The sequence below is a fragment of the Allobosea sp. Root670 genome, from assembly GCF_001429415.1.
GTDB classification, from domain to species: domain Bacteria; phylum Pseudomonadota; class Alphaproteobacteria; order Rhizobiales; family Beijerinckiaceae; genus Allobosea; species Allobosea robiniae.
Map to the genome: position 1 here is coordinate 1 of NZ_LMJU01000001.1, position 20,183 is coordinate 20,183.

The window sequence follows — 20,183 nt, forward strand, 5'->3', positions numbered from 1 at the left end:
GCGACGAAACGCTGGATGTAATCGTAGCGGTTCGTGCAGATGCCGGAAGAGAGACCATAGGCGGTGGAGTTCGAGATCCGGATCACCTCGGCGATGTCGTYSGGCACGCGGATGATCGGGATCACCGGGCCGAAGGTCTCCTCATGCACCAGCTCGCARGTGTAGGGGATCCTGTCGACCACGGTCGGATGGAACAGCGCCCCTTCAGCCCGCTTGCCATGGAGAACCTCGGCGCCCTTGCTCACCGCGTCGTCGACGCGGGCCTGGAAGAGCGAAGCCGAGCGGGCGTTGATGACGCAGCCGACATCGGTGGCGGGGTCCATCGGATCGCCGCATGTCAGCTTCCTGGCCTTCTCGACGACGAGCCTGGAGAAGGCGTCGGCGACGCTCTCGACCACCAGGATGCGCTTCACCGCCGTGCAGCGCTGACCCGAGTTCTTGGTCGCGCCGGTGACGGCGAGTTCCGCCGCCTTGTCGAGATCGGCATCCTCCATGACGATCAGCGGATCGTTGCCGCCGAGCTCCAGCACGATGCGCTTGTAGCCGGCGGTGTTGGCGATGTGCTTGCCGACGCGGACCGAGCCGGTGAAGGTCACCAGATCCGCATCGGGATCGGTGATCATCGCATCGCCCATGGTCGAGGGGTTGCCGGTGACGACCGAGAGCATCTCCGGCGGCAGCCCGGCCTCGTAGAGCACGTCGGCCAGCGCCAGCGCGGTCAGCGGCGTCAGTTCGGTCGGCTTCAGCACGAGGCGATTATTGGTCGCGATCGCCGGGGCCAGCTTGTGGCTGACCATATTGAGCGGGTGGTTGAATGGGGTGATCGCCGAGATCACGCCGAGCAGCGGCTGGCGCGTCGTGAAGATCTTGCGCGCCTTGCCGTTCGGCGAGATGTCGCAGGAGAACATCTCGCCATCGTCCTTGATGGTGAGTTGCGCCGCGAAGGACCAGACGTCGTAGGCGCGGCTGGCCTCATAGAGCGAGTCCTTCCAGCACAGGCCGGCTTCCGCCGTGATCAGCCTGGCGAAGAGTTCCTTGCGGTCGCGCAGCAATTCGGCGGTCTTCTGCAGGATCTGCTGGCGCTCGTAGCGCGAGAGCGTCGGCTTGAACGCCTTCGCCTGGGCGAAGGCCTCGCGGACATGCTCGGGCCGGGCGGCCGGGATCAGGCCGACGACGCTGTCATCGTAGGGGTTCCTGACCTCGACCATGTCGTCGGTCGTGACCAGCTTTCCGGCGATGCGCATCGCCTCGCGCCGCACCGGCGGCTTCACCGTCGCGTTCATCTCAGTTCACCAGGTTCAGGGCGACGTCGAAGACGTCGAAATTGCGCAGCGTGCGTCCATCAGGCACCGTGATCGGCCGGTTGGCGATCATCGGCACGCGCTGCTCGGTGATGCCGCCATGCGAGCGCAAAGGCTCGGTCAGGCCCGAGAGATCATGCTTGTCCGGCGAGGTGCCGATGACCTTCTGGCGGGTCGAGACGACCACGACATCGCCGATCCGGTCGGCCGGCAGTTCGAAGCGCTCGCAGGCTTCCGCCGACGTCACCGCCAGCGCGATGCCGTCGAGGCCGGAGATGCGCGCCGCGACCTCTTCCTGGCTCACGCCATCGGGCAGATAGACCGTGGCGAAGGAGCCGAGCGCGCCGTGATGGACCACGTAAGGGTCGGTGATCGGCAGGATCACGCGCATCGTGCCCCGGCCGTACCACTCGTCCATCAGGCTCTGGAGATAGACGACATCCGGCTCGCCATTGGCGAGATGCTTGTCGTTCATGCCGTGGTCGGCGGTGATGACCAGCGTGCAGCCGAGCGCGTCGAGCTTGCCGACATAACCGTCGAACATGGCGTAGAACGAGTCCGCCATCTCCGAGCCCGGCCCCGCCTTGTGCTGCACATAGTCGGTGGTCGAGAGATACATCAGGTCGGGCTTGAAGGTCTCCAGCAGCTTGACGCCGGCGGCGAAGACGAACTCCGAGAGATCGGCCGAATAGACTGACGGCACCGGCTTGCCGACGAAATCGAGCACGTTCTCGATGCCGTTCTCCGCCTTGTTGGCCTTGTCGGCCTTCTCCGAAGAGAAGGCGATCGCGCTGCCCGAGGCGAAGTCCAGGCCCTTGCCGAGCAAAGTGCGCAGCTTGTCCTTGGCGGTGACCATCGCGACCTTGAAGCCGGCCTTCTGGAACTCGGCCAGGATGGTGGGCGCCCGCAGGAAGCGGGCGTCGTTCATCATCACCTCTTCCCTGGCCTCGCGGTCGTAGAAGAAGTTGCCGGCGATGCCGTGCACGGCCGGCGGGCGGCCGGTAATGATCGAGAGGTTGTTCGGGTTGGTGAAGCTCGGGATCACCGAATAGGCATGGGTACTGGCGCCGGTCTTCATGATCCGGTCGAGGTTCGGCGTCAGGCCCTTGGCGCTGGCGGCTTCGATATAGGCCGGCTCCGAGCCGTCCATGCAGATCACCACCGTCGGGCGCCGCGGCCGCGCATAGTTGCGACCGTTCGCAACAACATCCGAGCCGATCTTGGAATGTGCGTTCATGACCAACTCCTTGGGTTCGGCGTCAGGCCCTTGGCGCTGGCGGCTTCGATATAGGCCGGCTCCGAGCCGTCCATGCAGATCACCACCGTCGGGCGCCGCGGCCGCGCATAGTCGCGACCATTCGCAACAACATCCGAGCCGATCTTCGTGTGCATTGTCATCTCAGGGCTCCTTACGCGGCCGACTTCAGGCCGACGCCCATTTCATCAAGGACATCCGACACCGTGGCGACGAAGGCGCGCATGTCCTGTGCGCCCAGCGCGCCGATGCAGCCGATGCGGAAGCTGTCCGCGACCGTCAGCTTGCCGGGATAGATGACGTAGCCGGCATCCTTCAGCGCATCGTAGAAGCGCTGGAAGACGAAGTTCTTGTCCTCCGGCATATGGAAGGTGACGATGATCGGCGCCTGCCGGGCCGCCGGCAGCAAGGTGCGGAAGCCGAGCCCTTCCATGCCCTCGATCAGGATGCGGGCGTTCTCGGCATAGCGCTCGCCGCGGCCTGCGACGCCGCCCTCGGCCCAGAACTCCTGCAAGGCCGCGTGGAAGGCGACGATGACATGGATCGGCGGGGTGAAGCGGTACTGGCCGGTGCGCTCGAAGCCGGCATTCTGGTCATGGAGGTCGAGCACGAGCGTCGTGGCATTGCCCTTGGTCTCGGCCAGCGCGCTCTTGCGGGCGATGACGAAGCCGAGGCCGGGAACGCCCTGGATGCACTTGTTCGAGGAGGCCGCGACGGCGTCGAAATAGACCTCGCGGCTGTCGAGCGGCAGCGCGCCGAAGGCGCTCATCGAATCGACCAGCAGGCGGCGGCCATGGCGCTTGGCGAGCGCGGCGATCGCCTCGACCGGGTTGCGGATGCCGCTCGTCGTCTCGCAATGGACCGTGAAGATATGGGTGATGGCGGTGTCCGCCACCAGCATGCGGTCGATCTCGGCGAGGTCGGGCGGCGTGTCCTCGGCGGTCTCGTGCACGGCGACGGCGCGGCCGGCGATCTCGACGATGCGCTTGGCGCGCTGGCCATAGGCACCGTTGATCAGGATCAGGATCTTGCCGTCGCGCGGCACGAAGGTGGTCAGCATCGCCTCGACGGCAAAGGTGCCGGAGCCCTGCATCGGCACGGTGACGAAGTCCTCGCCGCCATGGATGATCTTCGGAAGCTCCTCCAGGACCGCCTTGTTGATGCCGACAAAGGTCGCGTCGCGCGAGCCCCAATCATGCACCATCGTCTCCTTGATGGCCTTGCTGGTGGTCAGCGGGCCGGGCGTCAGGAGGAGCGGATCACCGGTTTCGGAGGAGGCAGGGCGGCGGGCCTGGGCCATGATGGTCTCGCGATGTCGTTGCGGCGGATGATCGCGAAGCTAGGAGTGCCGTTGACATAGGTCCAATACATCGTTTCCATATCCCCTATAGACAGGATCTATAGAATATGGCCATCAGTTATTCCGGACTTGCGGCCTTCCATGCCGTGGCGGAGGCGCAGAGCTTCACCGGCGCGGCGAAGACGCGCCATGTCAGCCAACCCACCCTCTCCGCCCAGGTCCGCGGGCTGGAGGATGCCTATGGCGTCAGGCTGTTCGACCGCGCCGGCCGGCAGGTGAAATTGACCCCGCTGGGGCAGAGCCTGTTCGTGGTTACGGCGCGGCTGTTCGCAGCCGAGGATGAGGCAGAATCGCTTCTCGCCGGCAGCCGCACATTGCAGCGTGGCCATCTGCGGATCGCGGCCGACAGCGCCACCCATGTGATGCCGGCGCTGGCGCGGATGCGCGAACGCTATCCGGGCCTGACCTTCTCCCTCAGCATCGGCAACTCCTCCGAAGTCGTTGACCGGATCATGGATTTCGCCGCCGACGTCGCGATCACCGCGCGCGCCAATTCCGACCCGCGCATTCACAGCGTCAGGCTGCGCTCGGACGATCTGGTCGCCTTCGTCTCCGACCAGCACGAGCTGGCACGGCACGACCAGATCCCGATCGAGGCTTTCGCCGGCCAGGACATCGTGCTACGCGAGCGCGGCTCGATCACGCGGGAGGTCTTCGAGAGCCGGCTTTCGCTCGCCGGCATCAAGCCTGCGAACCTGCTGGAGGTGCAATCGCGCGAGGCCGTGCGCGAAGCCGTCGCCTTCGGTTTCGGGATCGGGGTGGTGTTCGCGGCGGAGTTCAAGCCGGAGGCCGGCCTGAAGCGGATCATCATCACCGGGGCCGATTTCGATGTTGGCGAATACATTGTCTGCCGGGCCGAGCGCCAGCGCCTGCCGCTGGTGCGCAGCTTCTTCGAGACCGTTCAGGACGTGATCGGTTCGCGCTGAGAAAGCCTGCGCACGCGCTTGTTCGAAAGCCCGTCGGCGGAGTACCCTTTGCGGGTTTCGGCCCCTATCGCGGCCCTGCGACCGGAGCTGCCGTTACCGCGCAACCGAATTCCGCCGCCGATGCGGTGAACCAGGCCCAGAAGCTTCCCGCCATGCTGCGCGGGACCAGGATCTCAAACACAGAACCATCCGGCCCGTCGGCGAGCCGCCAGATCTGCACGCCGACATGGGCGATGCTGGTCAAGGCGACATCGCCCACCGCGAAGGCCGCAGGGTGGAGATCGAGCATCACGCCCTTCGCCAGCAGATCGCGGACACGCGGCCCCGAGAGCCTGACGGCGGCGCGCGCATCGCTCTGGTCGCTGACGGCGCCATGGGGGGCGAGCTCGGCGAGGAGCCCGGCAAAGCCGTCACGCGAGGCGGCGCGCAGCAGCCATTGGTCCGGACCAGCCCAGATCGCATCATGAGCCTGACCCGAGGCGATCTTCGGCGCCTGCGGCAGCGCGATGCCGAGCCGCGCCTCGACGATCCGCGACAGGGCCGGCGCCGCGCCCGGCGCGGCGATCAGGGTCGCCAGCCCGAAGCCGTCGAGCAGCGTCGCGAGGACGCCGGCCCCTCCCGTTGCACCGAAGGAGCCGGGCTGCGCGATGCCGGCCCAGGCACCGCGCGGCGCCCAGGAAACCGCTGTCGACACGGTCGCGATCTCAGCCATGGAGGCGGGCTCCTTCCGGATCGACGAAGATGGGCGAACAGATCTCGACGACGATGTCGCCGTTGCGGACGGGGTCGTAGGCGCGCACGCGATCGCCGATGCGGGCTGCGCCTCCCTTGATCAGGCCGAGCCCCATCCAGTGGTTCAGATGCGGGGAATAGGCGACGGAGGTCATGTAACCCTCATCGTTCTCCATGATGTCCGCCTTGCCGATGCCGATGAAATGGGCGCCGGCGCGCAGGCGCTGCGTTGGATCGACCGGCCTGAAGCCGACGAAGGACGGCCTGTCCTTCTCGACGAGAGCCGGACGGCCCGCCATCAGGCGGCCGAGATAATCCTTCTTTCCGGACATCATCTTGCCGAGGCCGAGATCGCGCGCCGTGGTCTGGCCGTTGAGCTCGTTGCCGGCGACATGGCCCTTCTCGATACGCATCACGCCGAGCGCCTCGGTGCCGTAGGGCGTGATGCCAAAGCGCTCGCCCGCGCGCATCAGGGCTCGCATCATCGCGTCGCCATAGTCGGCCGGAACGGCGAGTTCATAGGCCAGTTCACCCGAGAACGAGATCCGGAAGAGCCGGGCCGGGATGCCGCCACCGACAGTGACAGCGCGCGCCGCCAGATAGGGAAAGGCCTCGTTCGAAATGTCATGCGCGGGATCGACCACGCCACGCAGGGTCTCGCGCGCCTTCGGCCCGGCGACAGCGACCTGCGCCCATTGCTCGGAGACCGAGACCATGCGGATGTCGAGCTCCGGCCAGAGCACCTGATGGCAGAATTCCAGATGCTGCATCACCTTGCCGGCATTGGCCGTCGTGGTCGTCATCAGGAAATGGCTGTCGCCGAGGCGGGAGGTCGTGCCGTCATCCATGACGAAGCCGTCCTCGCGCAGCATCAGGCCGTAGCGCGCCTTGCCGACCGGCAGCGCCTTCCAGCCGTTGATGTAGACGCGCTCCAGGAATTCGGCGGCGTCCGCGCCCTGGATGTCGATCTTGCCCAGCGTCGAGACATCGCAGAGGCCGACGCCGGCCCGCACGGCCTGGACTTCGCGATTGACGGTGGTCAGCCAGTCGGTCTCGCCGGGCTTCGGATAGTACTGCGCCCGTAGCCACTGGCCGGCCTCGACGAAGACGGCGCCCTGCTCCTTCGACCAGTCATGGGTCGGCGCCAGCCGTACCGGCCGGAATTCCTTGCCACGGTGATGGCCGGCAAGGGCGCCGATCGCCACCGGCGTATAGGGCGGCCGGAAGGTCGTGGTTCCCGTCTGCGGGATCGTCTTACCCGTCTGCTCGGCCATGATGGCGAGGCCGGAGAGGTTCGAGGTCTTGCCCTGATCGGTCGCCATGCCGAGCGTGGTATAGCGCTTGAGATGCTCGACCGGCCGGAAGCCCTCGCGCGCCGCGAGCTCGACATCCTTGTCGGTGACGTCGTTCTGGTAGTCGACGAAGGCCTTGCCTTTCGCACCCTTCACCCGCCAGACCGGCTGCAGCGCCGTCGCCTCGGGATCGGTCATCGGCACCGGCCCCGCAGCGGCCGGCTTCAACCCAGCCTCGGCAGCGGCCTCCCAGCCAAGCCGGGCACCATCTTCCAGCGCCTGCGCCAGGGTGAAATGCCCGGCCGCGCTGCCGGCGACCGCGAGCCCCGCCGGCAGGGTTCCCGGCACGAAGCATTGCAGATCCTCGTCCCAAACCGCCTTGCCGTTCTGATGCGAAGTCAGGTGCAGCGTCGGGTTCCAGCCGTTCGAGACGGCGAGCAGGTCGCAAGCGAGCGCCGTCGTCGCGCCGGAGGCATCGCGAATGGTGACGCCGTCGAGCTGACGGCCGCCCCGCGTGCCTTCGATCACGCCGCCGGCAAACAGCCGCGCCCCGAGCTTGTCGGCGAGCGCCTTTCGTGCCGGATCGGCTTCACCGCGCGCATCGACGATCGCTGCGACCTTGCCGCCGGCAGCTGCGATGTCACGCGCCGTCGTCCAGCCATCGTCGCCGGCCGTGAACAGTACCGTCTCGCGCCCCGGCAGAACGCCATAGCGATTGACGTAAGTACGCGCCGCGCCGGCCAGCATGACGCCCGGCACATCGTTTCCGGGGAAGACGATCGGCCGCTCCAAGGCGCCCGCTGCGAGGATCGCCCGCCTGGCATGGATGCGCCAGCCGCGCTGACGCGGCTGATGGGGCGCCGGCTCGGGCAGATGATCACCGACGCGCTCGACGGCGCCATAGATGCCGTGATCGTAGAGGCCGAAGACGGTGGTGCGCGGTATGATCCGCACCTCCGGCAAGGTTTCGAGCTCGGCCAGTGTCGCGGCCAGCCATTCGGCGGCCGGCTTGCCATCGATCTCGCGCTTCTCCACCAACAGGCTCCCGCCGAGGCGGAAATCTTCGTCGCAGAGGATGACGCGGGCGCCGCTGCGCCCCGCCGCCAGCGCGGCCGCGAGGCCCGCAGGGCCACCACCGATCACGAGCAGGTCGCAGAAGGCGAAGGCCTTCTCGTAATGGTCCGGGTCTTCGAGGCCGGCCGCACGGCCGAGGCCGGCGGCACGGCGGATCAGCGGCTCGTAGAGCTTCTCCCAGAAGGCTGCCGGCCACATGAAGGTCTTGTAGTAGAAGCCCGCGACGAGCGCCGGCGAGACCAGCCCGTTGAGCGAGAGCAGATCGAAGGCGAGCGAAGGCCAGCGGTTCTGACTGGCGGCATCGAGCCCGTCGAACAGCTCGGTGACAGTGGCGCGGGTGTTCGGTTCGCGGCGCGCGCCGGAGCGGAGTTCCACCAGCGCGTTCGGTTCCTCCGGTCCGGCCGAGAGCACGCCGCGCGGGCGATGGTATTTGAAGGAGCGTCCGACAAGGCGCACGCCATTGGCGAGCAAGGCCGAAGCGAGCGTGTCGCCGGCAAAGCCCCGATAGGGCTTGCCGTCGAAGCTGAAATTCAACGCCCGATCGCGGTCGACCAGGCCGCCGGAGACGAGCCGGAAGGACTGCCCGCTCATGCTGCCGCTCCGGTCTTGCGCGACTTCGCGGCCTCGACCGCAGCGATCGCATGGTTGCGGGTATCGCGGGTCACGACCAGCCAGGCGTGGCAGCCGGCGCCGTGATACCAGAGCTCGCGATGCGTGCCGGCAGGGTTTTCGCGCTGGTAGACATAATCGGTCATCGCGGCTTCGGTCGCCGCCATGCCGTCGGGCCGCTTGAGATCGGCCGCGCCGAGATAGGTGAATTCCTGGGCGTCGCGCGCGCCGCAATGGGGACAGGTGATGCGCATGGCAAGGTCCTCGGCAGCGCGCGGTCAGTGCAGGTTCGGCTGGGCGCCGGCGCCCTTTTCGTCGATCAGTCGCCCGGTGGCGAAGCGATCGAGCCGATAGGCGGCCGCGACCGGATGCGGCTCTCCCGTCGCGATCAGATGCGCGAAGCAGAAGCCCGAGGCCGGCGTCGCCTTGAAGCCGCCATAGCACCAGCCGGAATTGAGGTAGAGCCCATCCACCGGCGTCGTGTCGATGATCGGCGAGCCGTCCATCGACATGTCCATGACGCCACCCCAGTGGCGCAGCATGCGCACCCGGCCGAGGCCCGGCCACAGCGCCATGGCCGATTCCATCACGTCCTCGATCACCGGCAGGTTGCCGCGCTGGGCGTAGGAGTTGTAGCCGTCGATATCGCCGCCGAAGACCAGCCCGCCCTTGTCCGACTGGCTGATGTAGAAATGCCCGGCGCCGAAGGTGACGACGGTGTCGATCAGGGGCTTGAGCCCCTCCGACACGAAGGCCTGGAGGACATGGGTCTCGATCGGCAGGCGCAGGCCGGCCATCGCCGCCACCCGCCCCGAGTTGCCGGCGACCGCCATAGCGATCTTCTTCGCCCGGATCGGCCCGCGCGAGGTCTCGACGCCGACGGCCCGTCCACCGACCATGGTGATGCCGGTGACCTCGCAGTTCTGGAGCATGTCGACGCCGCGACTGTCGGCGGCGCGCGCATAGCCCCAGGCGACCGCATCGTGCCGGGCCGAGCCGCCGCGGCGCTGCAATAGCCCGCCCTGCACAGGGAAACGGGCATTGTCGTAATCGAGATAGGGCAGCATCGCCCTCACCTGCTCCTGGCCGAGCAGTTCGGAATCGACCCCGGCGAGCCGCATCGCGTTGCCGCGCCGGGCGAAGGCGTCCCGCTGGGCGTCCGAGTGATAGAGATTGATCACGCCACGCTGGCTAACCATGGCGTTATAGTTCAGGTCCTGCTCCAGCCCTTCCCAGAGCTTCATCGACAATTCGTAGAACGGCGTATTGCCGGGCAGGAGATAGTTCGAGCGGATGATCGTGGTGTTGCGGCCGACATTGCCGGAGCCGAGATAGCCCTTCTCCAGCACCGCGACATTGGTGATGTCGTGCCGGCTGGCGAGGTAATGCGCCGTGGCGAGGCCATGCCCGCCGCCGCCGATGATGATGACGTCGTATTCGGCTTTGGGCTCAGGGTCGCGCCAGGCCGGCGTCCAACCCTTGTGGCGCCGGAAAGCCTGGGCGAGCAGTGAGAAAGCGGAATAGCGCATCGGATGATCCGGTCGATCTTGTCATCGAGAGATTGACCGACATAAGTTCGACGACATGCTTGATAGCGACATGCGATTGTCTGGAAGCGACGACGGCACACCGACCCATGTCGGCTTCCTGCTGATCCCGGATTTCGCGCTGCTGCCCTATGCCTCGTCGATCGAGCCGCTGCGGGCCGCCAACCGGTTGTCGGGGCGCCCGCTCTATCGCTGGAGCCATATCTCGATCGACGGAGCGCCCGCCCCCGCATCGAACGGCGTCGCCATCGCGGCAGATGCTCCTGTCGGGGCCGAGCTCCGGCTCGACTACCTGTTCGTCTGCGCCGGAGGAAACCCCGCGCTCTTCCACCACCAGCCGACCTTTTCCTGGCTGCGGCAGCTGGCAAGGCGGGGCGTCCGGATCGGCGGCGTCTCGGGCGGCCCTTATCTGCTGGCGCGGGCCAACCTGTTGAGCGGCTACCGGTTCACGATCCATTGGGAGCATGCGGCCGCTTTCCTGGAAGAGTACCCGCGCCTCGACCTGCGCCGCTCGCTCTACGAGATCGACCGCGACCGGCTGACCTGCAGCGGCGGCACGGCCCCGCTCGACATGCTGCACGCCGTGATCGCCCGCGAGCATGGCAGCGACCTCGCGCTCGCCGTCAGCGAGTGGTTCCTGCAGACCCAGGTCAGGGAGGGCGCAGGGCCGCAGCGCATGCCACTGCGCGAACGGCTGGGCATCGCGCATGCGCCTCTGCTGCGGGTCATCGCCCGCATGGAGCAGACGCTGGAGGACCCGGAGCCCCGCGAAGCCCTCGCCCGCCTGGCCAATGTCTCGCTGCGCCAGCTCGAACGCCTGTTCCGCCAGCATCTCGGCCGGTCGCTGGGCGAGCACTACCTGGCCTTGCGCCTCGACCGGGCGCGCGACCTGCTGCGGCAGACCAGCCTGTCGATCCTGGAAATCGCCCTTGCCTGCGGCTTCGCCAGCGCCAGCCATTTCTCCCGCAGCTATAGCGGGCGCTTCGGCCATCCTCCCCGATCGGAGCGGCTGCCCCACCACCCCATCGCTCGGCGCTAAACGTCAAGAATGCGTCGCATGGGGTCAATTCTGCGTACCGATCCACCTGAAGTCTAAGGCTTCAAATAAAACACAGGGGATCGCGACCGATGAACAAGCTCACCGCTCTCGCGCTGGCGGTCGCCGCCACGCTTGCCGCCGCACCTGCCATGGCGCAGGACACCCTCGCCAAGATCAAGGAGAAGGGCGTCCTCACCGTCGGCGTGAAGAACGACTACAAGCCCTGGGGCTTCCTCGATCCGTCAGGCAAGATCGTCGGCCTCGAAATCGATCTCGCGCAGGAGGTTGCCGCCAAGCTCGGCGTCAAGCTGGAGATGGTGCCGGTCATCGCCGCCAATCGCATCGAGTTCCTGCGCCAGGGCCGCATCGACATGATCGCCGCAACGCTCGGCGACACGGCCGAGCGACGCAAGCAGATCGGCATGATCGAGCCGAACTACTATGCCGGCGCCACCAACGTGCTCGCGCCCAAGAGCGCGGGCCTCAAGAAATGGGAAGACCTGAAGGGCCGCAAGGTCTGCGCCGTGCAGGGCGCCTATTACAACCGCCGCGTCTCGCAGGTCTATGCGCCGGAACTCGTCGTGTTCCCGTCGGTTCCGGACGGGCTGAACGCGCTGCTCGGCAACAACTGCGTCGCCTTCCTCTTCGACGACACGCTGATCGTCTCGACGCTCTCGGGCGGCGACCCGAAATGGGCGAATTACGAGATGCCGCTCGTCTCGGAAGACCCGCAGCTCTGGGCCATCGCCGTGCGTCTCGACGATCTCGACGGCGCTTTCGGCAAGCTGCTCAAGGAGATGTCGGTCGAGTGGCACAAGAGCGGCAAGCTGCTGGCGCTCGAGACCAAATGGGGCATCAAGCAGAGCCCCTACCTGATCGAGACCAACAAGAAGCTGAAGGGCTCGTAAAGCCGCCCGCCGATCCTGCTGCCTCCCTCGTCATTCCGGGCGAGCGAAGCGAGACCCGGAATCCATCGTAAAGCACCGACGCCGATCGATGGATTCCGGCTCCGCGCCGCTCGCGCGGCTTGGCCGGAATGACCCGGAGCCAAACGGAAGAGCTCATGATCGCAGCCTTCTTCGAGCGCCTGAACGATACGCAGGGGCTCAACTTCTCGATCTTCTACGATGCTTTCGATCGCTCCCGCTTCCTCACGGGGTTGTGGACCACGACCTATATCTGCGTCGTCTCGATCCTGGCCTCGCTGGCGATCGGGCTCATCGGCGTCTGGGTTGCGGGCAGCGGCTCGCGGCTCGGCCGCCTCGTGGTGCGGATCTATGTCCAGTTCTTCCGCAACACGCCGCCGCTGGTGCAGCTCTCCTTCTTCTATTTCGCCGTCGGCAGCATGCTGCCGACGGTCTCGGACGGTTTCGGCGGGCAGTCCCCGCTGGTCAGCGGCACGGGCTGGGCGATCATCGCCTTCTCGCTCTTCGCCGGGGCGTTCAATGTCGAGATCTTCCGCGCCGGGATCGAGGCCGTGCCCGAGACGATGGTCGAGGCGGCGGAATCGCTCGGCTACACCCGCTTCCAGCTCTGGCGCCAGATCGTGCTGCCGCTGGCCTTCCGCATCTGCCTGCCGGCACTCAACAACAACCTCGTCAATCTCGTGAAGACCACCACCCTCGCCTATGCGATCGGCGTGCCCGAATTGCTCTACGCGGCATCGCAGATCTGGTCTGAGATGTTCAACGTCCGCGAGATGATGAACGTGCTGCTCGTCGTCTATGTGCTGCTCGTCGCGGTGCTGGTCTGGGTGATGCATCGATGGGAGAAGGCCATGCGCATTCCGGGCTACATGCCATGAAGGCGGGCGCCACCGACCTCCCGGTCCTGAAACCGTTCCGCGCCGCGCCGATCGCGCCCAGCGGCCTTGCCGCACCGGCCCTGCTGAGCGCCGGCCTCGTCGCGGGCACGGCAATCGTCTTCGCCGCCTCGCTGGCCGTGGCGCAGGCGACCGGGCCAGCGGCGCGTGACGGCGCCGTAACCATCCTGTGGCGCTGGGCGCCGCTGATCTTCCAGGGCTTCCTGTTCAACCTGCTGATCAGCTTCCTCTCAATGGCGCTGGGCACGGCAGTCGGCGTGCTGTTCGGCATCGGCCAGGTCTCGCCATCCGCGGCGCTGCGCAAGCCGGCCTGGGCCGCGACGCAGTTCTTCCGCAACGCGCCCTGGCTCGTCCTGCTGTTCTACGCGATGTTCCTGCTGCCCTTCGAGATCAGGCTCGGCCCGGTCACCATCGCCTTCCCGGCCTGGATCAAGGCGATCATCGGACTGGCGCTGCCGGTGGCCGCGAACGTCTCCGAGATCGTGCGCGGCGGCATCCGCTCGATCCCCTCCGGCCAGTGGGAATCGGCCGAGGCGCTCGCCTTCACCCGCCGGCAGACGATGTGGATGATCATCCTGCCGCAGGCCTTCAAGCGGATGCTTCCGCCCTGGATGAACCTCTATGCCATCCTGACCATGGCGACGACGCTGATCTCCGTCGTTGGCATCCAGGACGGGCTGACGGTGACGCGCGCCGCGCTCGTCGCCGAGAGCCGGCCGGAGCTGATGCTGCCGATGTACCTGCTGCTGCTGCTGATGTTCTTCGCCTATTGCTACCCGATCGCACGCCTCACCATGGCGCTCGAACGCCGCTTCAACGTGAAGGGATGACCATGGTCGCCAGACACCAACTCGGCGAGCCGGTCGTCGTCATCGAAGGGGTCGAGAAGGCCTTCGGCGCCTTCCCGGTCCTCAGGGATGTCAGCCTCACCATCCGCCGCGGCGAGACCGTCTGCGTCATCGGCCCCTCCGGCTCGGGCAAGTCGACGCTGCTGCGCTGCATCAACGCGCTGGTGCCGATCAACAAGGGCTCGATCACCGTCGCCGGCCGGCAGGTCAACGATCCCGCGCTCGACAAGCTGGCGCTGCGCCGCGACGTCGGCATCGTCTTCCAGCAATACAATCTGTTCCCGCACAAGAACGCGCTGCAGAACGTGATGATGGCGCCGATCCATGTGCTGAAGCAGGACCGGGCCGAGGTCGAAGAGCGGGCCAGGCGCCTGCTCGCCAAGGTCGGGCTCTCGCACAAGCACGACGCCTATCCGGGCGAGCTCTCGGGCGGCCAGCAGCAGCGCGTCGCGATCGCCCGCTCGCTGGCGATGAACCCCAAGGTAATGCTGTTCGACGAGGTCACCGCCGCGCTCGACCCCGAGACCAAGAAGGAGGTGCTGGTCACAATCCGCGATCTCGCCGCCGAAGGCATGACCTGCATCCTCGTCACCCACGAGATGGGCTTCGCGCGCGAGGTCGCCGACCACGTCTATTTCACCGATGGCGGCGTCATCGTCGAGCATGCGCCGCCGGCAGACTTCTTCGGCGCGCCGCGCGAGCCGCGCACGCGCGCCTTCCTCGAACAGGTGCTCTGACACGCCACACCGCACCAACCGGGCCGAACCTCAGCCGGTATCGACCCGAGACTGAACAGCGTCATTCGCAAGGGTGATCCATGAACGTCCCGGCCTCAGACCCCAAATCCGTCACCGGCAAGCCCCTGCCCATCGACGAGACTGTCGACGTGCTCGTCGTCGGCGGCGGACCGGCCGGGCTTGAAGCCGCGATCGGGGCCGCGGCGCGCGGGCTCGGTGTCCTGCTGGTCGACGAGAACCCGGTCGCGTTCACGACGATGGGCGACGATGTGCCCCTGCATTTCGGGCAGGGCATGGCGGCGAATGCCCGCAACCGCAACGCCATGATGGAGGCCTTCATCGCCTCCGAACCGCGGATCGAGGAGGCTTTCGAAGCGGGGGTCGACGTCCGCCTCGGGACGGCCTGCTGGGGGCTCTACGCGAACGGGCCGACGCTCGGCTGGATGCCCGGCCTCGTCGCAGGCCTTGCCGACGCGGAGCGCAGCGTTCTGGTGCAGGCCCGGCACGTCATCCTTGCCTGCGGCCGGCGCGACATGGGCCTCGGCTTTCCCGGCTGGGAGAAGCCGGGGGTGCTGGGCGCCACCGCTGCCCTCAATCTCGCGACGCGCTACGGCGCCTTCGGCCCGCGCAAGGTGGTCATTCTCGGCTCGAACACGGAAGCGCTGGCCACCGCGATCGCCTTGCGCGAGGCAGGCGTCACGATCGCAGCGATCGTCGAGCAGGCGCCGAAACCTGTGGGCGACGAGGACCTGCTGGCCAGCCTGCGCCAAGGTGGCACGGACATCCTGACCGGCCATGTCGTGCGCGAGGCGACGGGCCGCGACGCGGTCGAGGCGGCGATGGTCGCAAGACTGGATGAAAACGGCCGGCCGACCGGCGACGAGCGCGCCATCGCCTGCGACGGCATCGTGCTCGCGGTCGGCACCACGCCGGTCGTGGACCTGCTCGATGCGGCCGGCGGCAAGCTGTCGTTCCAGGCCGGACGTGGCGGCTATGCCCCGGTTCTGGATGCGGATCAGCGCACCAGCCTCGCCCATGTCCATGCGGTCGGCGATTGCGCCGGGATCTGGCCGGCCAAGATCCGCGACCGCGCGATCGCCGAGGCAGAGGCCGCGCGCGCCGTGGCGGCGCTGGGTCAGGTTGCGACGGGAACCAAGTCCGAAAACCCACCGGCGCCCGCCTATGATATCGGCGACTACCGCCTGGCCTGGGTTCGGACGAGCGTGATCGAGGCGCGGGCCGAATTCCACGTCTGCCAATGCGAGGAGGTGACGGCCCGCGAGATCCTCGAGGTTCGCCCGCCGCGCTATCTCGACTGGCGGGACGAGCGCCGCAACGACCGCTCGCTGTCGGCGCTGCTCGGCGAGGGCCCGCCCAATCCCGACCAGGTCAAGCGGCTGACGCGGGCCGGCATGGGGCCCTGCCAGGGACGCCGCTGCCGCGAGCAGGTCGCAGGCCTGCTGGCGCTGGGCGCCGCGCAGCCACTTTCCGCGATCCCGCTCGCCGGCTACCGCGCCCCGGTCAGGCCGATGCCGCTGGCGATGACGGCGCATGTGCCGGAGGCGCCCGATCAGGCCGAGCATTGGGACACCTGGTTCGGCATGCACGCGCAATGGGTGCCGTTCTGGGAGGTGCCGGAGCGCTACACCGTCGCGAGCAATGACGCGACCGGCCCCGTCGCAAGCGAGTGAGAGCCATTATGAGCGCGATCAAGGGAGCTTCGGTCGTCATCGTCGGTGGCGGCGTCACCGGCCTCTCCGCCGGCTGGTGGCTGGCGCGTGACGGCGTCGACGTGCTGGTGCTGGAGAAGGGGCTGATCGGCTGGGAAGCCTCCGGCCGCAATGGCGGCGGCTGCTCGCACCACCATTCGCCTCTTTTCGTCGAGGAGCAGCGGCTCTGGCCGCTCATGGACGAATTGCTCGGTTACCCCACCGAGTTCAGGGGCGAGCGCATCCGCCTCGCCGCCAGCGAGCACCAGATGGCGCTCTATGGGCGCGCGCTGCGCAATGCCGAGCGGCAGGGCTTCCAGTCGGCGGTGCTCGACGTCAAGCAGGCCAAGGAGATGGTGCCGCTGGCGGGCGACACCGTCGTCGGCGGCTATCACTACAAGTTCGGTGGCCATGCCAATCCTCACCGCACGCTGCAGGGCTATGCCTGGGCGATGCAGGACCATGGCGGGCGTATCCTGCAGCACACCACCGTCACCGGGTTCCGCAGCGAGGGCGGGCGTGTCACCGCGGTCGAGACCGATCGCGGCCCGATCGGCTGCGACAGCCTCGTGCTCGCGGCCGGCCCGCAGACGGGGCGCTTGTCGGCGATGCTCGGACAAGAGGTGCCGGTGCAGTCCGCCCGCTGCGAGATGATCGTGACGGAGCCCCTGCCCCTGATGCCGCTCGGCGGCGTTGACGGCTGCGGCCTCTACGGCCGCCAGACGCTGCGCGGCAACCTCGCCTATGGCGGCGGACCGCATGAATGGCTGGCCATGGCCGAGGAAGGCACGCCGGCGAAACCGACCACCCCGCTGATGCTGCACATGGGCAAGCGCCTCGCCGAGCTTCTGCCGAAGGCCGCCCATGCCCGCATCATCCGCTCCTGGGCCGGGGTGATCGAGAACACGCCGGATGGCCGCCCGGTGATCGACCGGCTCGATGCGCAGGCGAATGTCGTGGTCGCCACGCTGTCGAGCGTCGGCTTCGGCCTGTCGCCGGCGAGCGGCCACGCGATCCGCGATCTCGTGCTCGACGGGGCCTGCAGCTTTGCCGACATCTCCTCCTTCAAGCTGTCGCGCTTCGCCGAACTGGAGCCTAACTGGCGCGAGCTGCAGGGCTGGCAGGCATCAGCCGCGACGGCCATGCTGAGTGCGTGAAACCCCGCTCGACGGCCGTTGTCAGCCGCCCTCCCGAATTCGGTCGAGCACGGCATCCTTGAAGGCAAACCGTTCGGACCTGATATCGATGTCGTAGCTGGCTGCGAACGGGGGCTGGGGCTGGCACGACAGCGTCACGATGACGACGTTGGCCTTGCGGTTCACATAAAGCGTCTGCCCGGCGAAACCCACGGCGACCATGGCGCCGTCGGGGTCGATCCACCAGCTGTAGCCGTAGCCATCGGCACCATAGCTGTTGGTCGACGGGTCGAGGGTGAACACGCGCGAACCGGCGTCGTCGAGCCAATTCGGTGGCAGGACGGTCTCGCCGCCGATCACGCCGCCATGCAGCAGAAAAAGCCCGAACCGGCCGAAGTCCCGCAGCGCCATGCCCGCACGGCTGCCGCCGATCTCCTGGCCGCCCTCGGACTCGAGGGTGTAGAAGGCATCGAATTCCATGCCGAACCGCGACCAGATCTTGCTGGACATGTAGTCGGCCAGCGTCCGGCCCGTAGCTGCCGAGAGCAACGCACCGAGAACATAGGTATCGCCGGTGTTGTACAGAAACTGCGAGCCCGGCTTGTGCAGGCCGCGCACGCTTCGCATCAGGGCCAGGACGCCTCCCGGGACCTTGTCGCCGAGCGACTTGCTGTAACGATTCACATGGGAATTGCGGTCGGTGTAATCCTCGTTCCAGTCGACGCCCGACGACATGGTGATGAGATTGCGGACGCTGACCGCGTCATAGGCGCTGCCGCGCAGCGCCGGCAGATAGAGCGAGACCGCATCGTCGAGGCTCGCGATCGCCCCATCCTGAAGAGCGGCGCCGACCAGCGTCGACGTCAACGACTTGATCATCGACATGGATGACCATCGCAGATGCTCCTCCAGGCCCAGCGCATAGCGCTCGAGCCGGATCGCATCGCCCTGCAAGACGAGAAGCCCGGCGACATTGGCCCGATAGATATAGTCGTCGATGCCCCGGCGCTCGCCGCCCGTTTCGTATTCGACCGCGATTTCGGCAGCCCGCTTGAGCGGAAAGGCCTGCTGGCCTCGCCGAATGGACCGGGTGGCGAACATGCTGTCGACATTGCGGTAGGCATGGGCCTGCCATGTCGGCGAGAGCAGGAGGAAATCTTCGCCCCGCGGAACGTAACGACGCGGCTCCGCCTTGTCGGTGCTCATGTCCGGCGCACTCCATAGAACAGCGGCAGGCCCTTCTGCACGCCCGTCAGATTGCTGCGATAGGCGGTCTGCTGGTAGTAAAGGCCGGTCGGTGCGTATGGAACCGCCTCGAAGGCGACCCGCTGGATCTCGGCGCAGATCGCGGCCTGGGCCTTTTCGTCCGCGGCCCGGAACCAGTCCATGCGGAGTTCTTCGAGCCGCGGGATATCGGACCAGCCGAAGATGGCGGAGGTGCCGCTCCCACGCAGGAAGTTGTTGCTCGACGGGTTGAGCAAGCCGACGCCCGCGGTGAACGTCCCGACAATGTGCCATCCGCCCTTGTCGGGGGTCTCCCGGTTGTTTGCGCGGGCAAGCACCGTGCCCCAGTCCATCACCTGCATGTCGATGTTGAAGCCGGCCCGCTTGAGCGCGTCGGTCACCACCTCGCCCTGTGCCTTGAGCGTGGCGATATCGCCCGGCACGAGGTAGACGAGAGGCTCTCCCTTGTAGCCGGCCTCCTTCAGCGTGCGCTGCACGAAGTCCCGATCCGGCGGCTCCTTCTGCGCGTCGAGACCGATCGTGCTGGCCATCGGTGTGCCGGGAAGGAAATACCCGACCTTGTCGCGCCAGTATTTCGGGTCCTCGCCGATGACCGCGGTCATCACGTCCTTCTGGCTGATGGCTGCCAATGCGGCCCGCCGGATGCGCACATCGCTCGTCGGCCCCTGCAGGAAGTTGAAGCGGATCACCCCGGCCGAGCCGAACGTGTCGATCAGATCGAGCTTGACGTTGTCCTTGGAGGCGAGCAGGTCCCAGTAATCGGAGGCGGGCTGCTCCCACCAATCGATTTCCCCGGTCTGAAGCGCCGAGGCGGCGGTCGCGACATCGGGCATCACCACCCACTCGACCCTGTCGAAATGAGCGATCTTGGGGCCGGCCAAGGCGCTGGTCTGGCCCCCCTGGCGCGGCACGTAGCCCGCGAATTTTTCATAGGCGAGGCGACTGCCCGGCACCCTCTCGCCGGGAACGAAGCGATAGGGGCCGCTGCCGACCATCTCCGTCACCTGGACGGTCGCCTCCGTCAGCGCGAGCCGCTCCGGCATGATGACCGCATTGTTGGTCCCGAACTTGCCCAGGGCATCCGGCAGCATCGGGAACGGCGCCTTGAGCCGAAAACGGACCGCCCGATCCGAAACGGCCGAAAGCTCGTCCGTGAGCGCCGCCAGGACCTGGCCGACATTGTCGCGCTTCCACCACCGTTTCAGGCTTGCGACCACGTCGCGGGCGAGAACCGGCGAACCGTCATGGAAGCGCAGCCCCTCCCGCAAGGTGAGCGTCCACTCCAACCCGCCCTGCTCGACGAGATGGCCCTCGACCATCTGCGGCTGGGCCCGGTTATGCTCGTCGGCTCCATACAGCGTGTCGAAGATCAGCATCGCGTGGTTTCGCGTGACATAGGACACGCTCATGATCGGATCGAGAATGGCGACATCCGATTGCGGGGCGAATTTGAGGACGGAGGCACCTTGGGCTCGCACGATGGACGGCATGCTCAGGGCGGATGCCATGCCGGCGAGAAATCCGCGTCTTGTGGCCATTGTCGTTCCCCTC

18 protein-coding genes are annotated in these 20,183 nt (G+C 67.1%); 8 read left to right on the forward strand and 10 right to left on the reverse strand.

The features are described from left to right. From phnY to ASE61_RS00015, 4 genes are all read right to left on the reverse strand, one after another. Positions 1–1,283, reverse strand: a 1,283-nt coding sequence (phnY, locus tag ASE61_RS00005) for a phosphonoacetaldehyde dehydrogenase (protein WP_061963427.1), incomplete at its 3' end; no start/stop codon positions are given. 1 nt (position 1,284) lies between these two features. After that, the gene (gene phnA, locus ASE61_RS00010) at positions 1,285–2,538 is read right to left on the reverse strand and encodes a phosphonoacetate hydrolase (RefSeq protein WP_061963433.1); all 1,254 of its coding nucleotides are present in this window, start codon (positions 2,536–2,538) and stop codon (positions 1,285–1,287) included. Then, positions 2,535–2,699, reverse strand: coding sequence for a hypothetical protein (locus tag ASE61_RS26215; RefSeq protein WP_156406934.1), 165 nt, complete (start codon positions 2,697–2,699; stop codon positions 2,535–2,537). Before ASE61_RS26215 ends, phnA begins: the two co-directional genes overlap by 4 nt. A gap of 11 nt (positions 2,700–2,710) precedes the next feature. Further along, a complete protein-coding gene (locus tag ASE61_RS00015) occupies positions 2,711–3,856 on the reverse strand; it encodes a 2-aminoethylphosphonate--pyruvate transaminase (protein ID WP_061963442.1) in 1,146 nt (381 codons plus the stop codon). A 107-nt stretch (positions 3,857–3,963) separates the two neighbouring features. On the opposite strand from ASE61_RS00015, the gene ASE61_RS00020 reads away from it, so the two are divergent. Next, on the forward strand, positions 3,964–4,842 hold the full coding sequence (locus tag ASE61_RS00020; protein ID WP_061963444.1) for a LysR substrate-binding domain-containing protein: 879 nt from the start codon (positions 3,964–3,966) through the stop codon (positions 4,840–4,842). A gap of 64 nt (positions 4,843–4,906) precedes the next feature. Here ASE61_RS00020 and ASE61_RS00025 read toward each other — a convergent pair whose 3' ends face one another. Genes ASE61_RS00025 through ASE61_RS00040 form a run of 4 tightly spaced genes read right to left on the reverse strand, consistent with a single transcriptional unit; the run spans position 4,907 to position 10,078 of the window. Further along, on the reverse strand, positions 4,907–5,554 hold the full coding sequence (locus ASE61_RS00025) for a sarcosine oxidase subunit gamma (protein ID WP_061963446.1): 648 nt from the start codon (positions 5,552–5,554) through the stop codon (positions 4,907–4,909). Next, positions 5,547–8,531 carry a sarcosine oxidase subunit alpha family protein gene (locus tag ASE61_RS00030; RefSeq protein WP_061963448.1) on the reverse strand — a complete coding sequence of 995 codons (2,985 nt, stop codon included), beginning with the start codon at positions 8,529–8,531 and terminating at the stop codon, positions 5,547–5,549. Before ASE61_RS00030 ends, ASE61_RS00025 begins: the two co-directional genes overlap by 8 nt. Further along, entirely contained in the window at positions 8,528–8,803 is a 276-nt protein-coding gene (locus tag ASE61_RS00035) for a sarcosine oxidase subunit delta (protein WP_061963450.1), read from the reverse strand. The genes ASE61_RS00030 and ASE61_RS00035 overlap by 4 nt, the downstream gene beginning before the upstream one ends. Before the next feature lie 24 nt (positions 8,804–8,827). After that, positions 8,828–10,078 carry a sarcosine oxidase subunit beta family protein gene (locus ASE61_RS00040; protein ID WP_061963451.1) on the reverse strand — a complete coding sequence of 417 codons (1,251 nt, stop codon included), beginning with the start codon at positions 10,076–10,078 and terminating at the stop codon, positions 8,828–8,830. Between the two features lie 70 nt (positions 10,079–10,148). Here ASE61_RS00040 and ASE61_RS00045 point away from each other — a divergent pair, with 70 nt between their 5' ends. From ASE61_RS00045 to ASE61_RS00075, 7 genes are all read left to right on the forward strand, one after another. Next, positions 10,149–11,135 (forward strand): GlxA family transcriptional regulator, encoded by a 987-nt coding sequence (locus ASE61_RS00045; RefSeq protein WP_244492673.1) that lies wholly within the window; start codon positions 10,149–10,151, stop codon positions 11,133–11,135. Between the two features lie 89 nt (positions 11,136–11,224). Next, positions 11,225–12,043, forward strand: a complete 819-nt coding sequence (locus tag ASE61_RS00050) for a transporter substrate-binding domain-containing protein (protein WP_061963455.1) — start codon at positions 11,225–11,227, stop codon at positions 12,041–12,043. 155 nt (positions 12,044–12,198) lie between these two features. Then, the gene (locus tag ASE61_RS00055) at positions 12,199–12,939 is read left to right on the forward strand and encodes an amino acid ABC transporter permease (RefSeq protein ID WP_061963457.1); all 741 of its coding nucleotides are present in this window, start codon (positions 12,199–12,201) and stop codon (positions 12,937–12,939) included. Then, positions 12,936–13,787 (forward strand): amino acid ABC transporter permease, encoded by an 852-nt coding sequence (locus ASE61_RS00060; protein ID WP_061963459.1) that lies wholly within the window; start codon positions 12,936–12,938, stop codon positions 13,785–13,787. Before ASE61_RS00055 ends, ASE61_RS00060 begins: the two co-directional genes overlap by 4 nt. Beyond that, positions 13,784–14,542, forward strand: coding sequence for an amino acid ABC transporter ATP-binding protein (locus ASE61_RS00065; protein WP_413813513.1), 759 nt, complete (start codon positions 13,784–13,786; stop codon positions 14,540–14,542). Before ASE61_RS00060 ends, ASE61_RS00065 begins: the two co-directional genes overlap by 4 nt. A gap of 80 nt (positions 14,543–14,622) precedes the next feature. Continuing rightward, on the forward strand, positions 14,623–16,233 hold the full coding sequence (locus ASE61_RS00070) for an FAD-dependent oxidoreductase (RefSeq protein WP_061963463.1): 1,611 nt from the start codon (positions 14,623–14,625) through the stop codon (positions 16,231–16,233). A gap of 8 nt (positions 16,234–16,241) precedes the next feature. Further along, on the forward strand, positions 16,242–17,408 hold the full coding sequence (locus ASE61_RS00075) for an NAD(P)/FAD-dependent oxidoreductase (RefSeq protein WP_061963464.1): 1,167 nt from the start codon (positions 16,242–16,244) through the stop codon (positions 17,406–17,408). Positions 17,409–17,429: 21 nt separating this feature from the next. Here the strand turns inward: ASE61_RS00075 and ASE61_RS00080 are convergent, their stop codons facing one another. Continuing rightward, positions 17,430–18,593 carry a serine hydrolase domain-containing protein gene (locus ASE61_RS00080; protein WP_061963466.1) on the reverse strand — a complete coding sequence of 388 codons (1,164 nt, stop codon included), beginning with the start codon at positions 18,591–18,593 and terminating at the stop codon, positions 17,430–17,432. After that, entirely contained in the window at positions 18,590–20,170 is a 1,581-nt protein-coding gene (locus tag ASE61_RS00085) for an ABC transporter substrate-binding protein (protein ID WP_061963469.1), read from the reverse strand. Before ASE61_RS00085 ends, ASE61_RS00080 begins: the two co-directional genes overlap by 4 nt. Positions 20,171–20,183 lie beyond the last annotated feature (13 nt).

What these genes read in the sequence shown, in the direction of transcription:
- phnA (WP_061963433.1), bottom strand. Translation starts at nt 2,538, where the DNA reads ATGAACGCACATTCCAAGATCGGCTCGGATGTTGTTGCGAACGGTCGC.
- ASE61_RS26215 (WP_156406934.1), bottom strand. Translation starts at nt 2,699, where the DNA reads ATGACAATGCACACGAAGATCGGCTCGGATGTTGTTGCGAATGGTCGC.
- ASE61_RS00015 (WP_061963442.1), bottom strand. Translation starts at nt 3,856, where the DNA reads ATGGCCCAGGCCCGCCGCCCTGCCTCCTCCGAAACCGGTGATCCGCTC.
- ASE61_RS00020 (WP_061963444.1), top strand. Translation starts at nt 3,964, where the DNA reads ATGGCCATCAGTTATTCCGGACTTGCGGCCTTCCATGCCGTGGCGGAG.
- ASE61_RS00025 (WP_061963446.1), bottom strand. Translation starts at nt 5,554, where the DNA reads ATGGCTGAGATCGCGACCGTGTCGACAGCGGTTTCCTGGGCGCCGCGC.
- ASE61_RS00030 (WP_061963448.1), bottom strand. Translation starts at nt 8,531, where the DNA reads ATGAGCGGGCAGTCCTTCCGGCTCGTCTCCGGCGGCCTGGTCGACCGC.
- ASE61_RS00035 (WP_061963450.1), bottom strand. Translation starts at nt 8,803, where the DNA reads ATGCGCATCACCTGTCCCCATTGCGGCGCGCGCGACGCCCAGGAATTC.
- ASE61_RS00040 (WP_061963451.1), bottom strand. Translation starts at nt 10,078, where the DNA reads ATGCGCTATTCCGCTTTCTCACTGCTCGCCCAGGCTTTCCGGCGCCAC.
- ASE61_RS00045 (WP_244492673.1), top strand. Translation starts at nt 10,149, where the DNA reads ATGCGATTGTCTGGAAGCGACGACGGCACACCGACCCATGTCGGCTTC.
- ASE61_RS00050 (WP_061963455.1), top strand. Translation starts at nt 11,225, where the DNA reads ATGAACAAGCTCACCGCTCTCGCGCTGGCGGTCGCCGCCACGCTTGCC.
- ASE61_RS00055 (WP_061963457.1), top strand. Translation starts at nt 12,199, where the DNA reads ATGATCGCAGCCTTCTTCGAGCGCCTGAACGATACGCAGGGGCTCAAC.
- ASE61_RS00060 (WP_061963459.1), top strand. Translation starts at nt 12,936, where the DNA reads ATGAAGGCGGGCGCCACCGACCTCCCGGTCCTGAAACCGTTCCGCGCC.
- ASE61_RS00065 (WP_413813513.1), top strand. Translation starts at nt 13,784, where the DNA reads ATGACCATGGTCGCCAGACACCAACTCGGCGAGCCGGTCGTCGTCATC.
- ASE61_RS00070 (WP_061963463.1), top strand. Translation starts at nt 14,623, where the DNA reads ATGAACGTCCCGGCCTCAGACCCCAAATCCGTCACCGGCAAGCCCCTG.
- ASE61_RS00075 (WP_061963464.1), top strand. Translation starts at nt 16,242, where the DNA reads ATGAGCGCGATCAAGGGAGCTTCGGTCGTCATCGTCGGTGGCGGCGTC.
- ASE61_RS00080 (WP_061963466.1), bottom strand. Translation starts at nt 18,593, where the DNA reads ATGAGCACCGACAAGGCGGAGCCGCGTCGTTACGTTCCGCGGGGCGAA.
- ASE61_RS00085 (WP_061963469.1), bottom strand. Translation starts at nt 20,170, where the DNA reads ATGGCCACAAGACGCGGATTTCTCGCCGGCATGGCATCCGCCCTGAGC.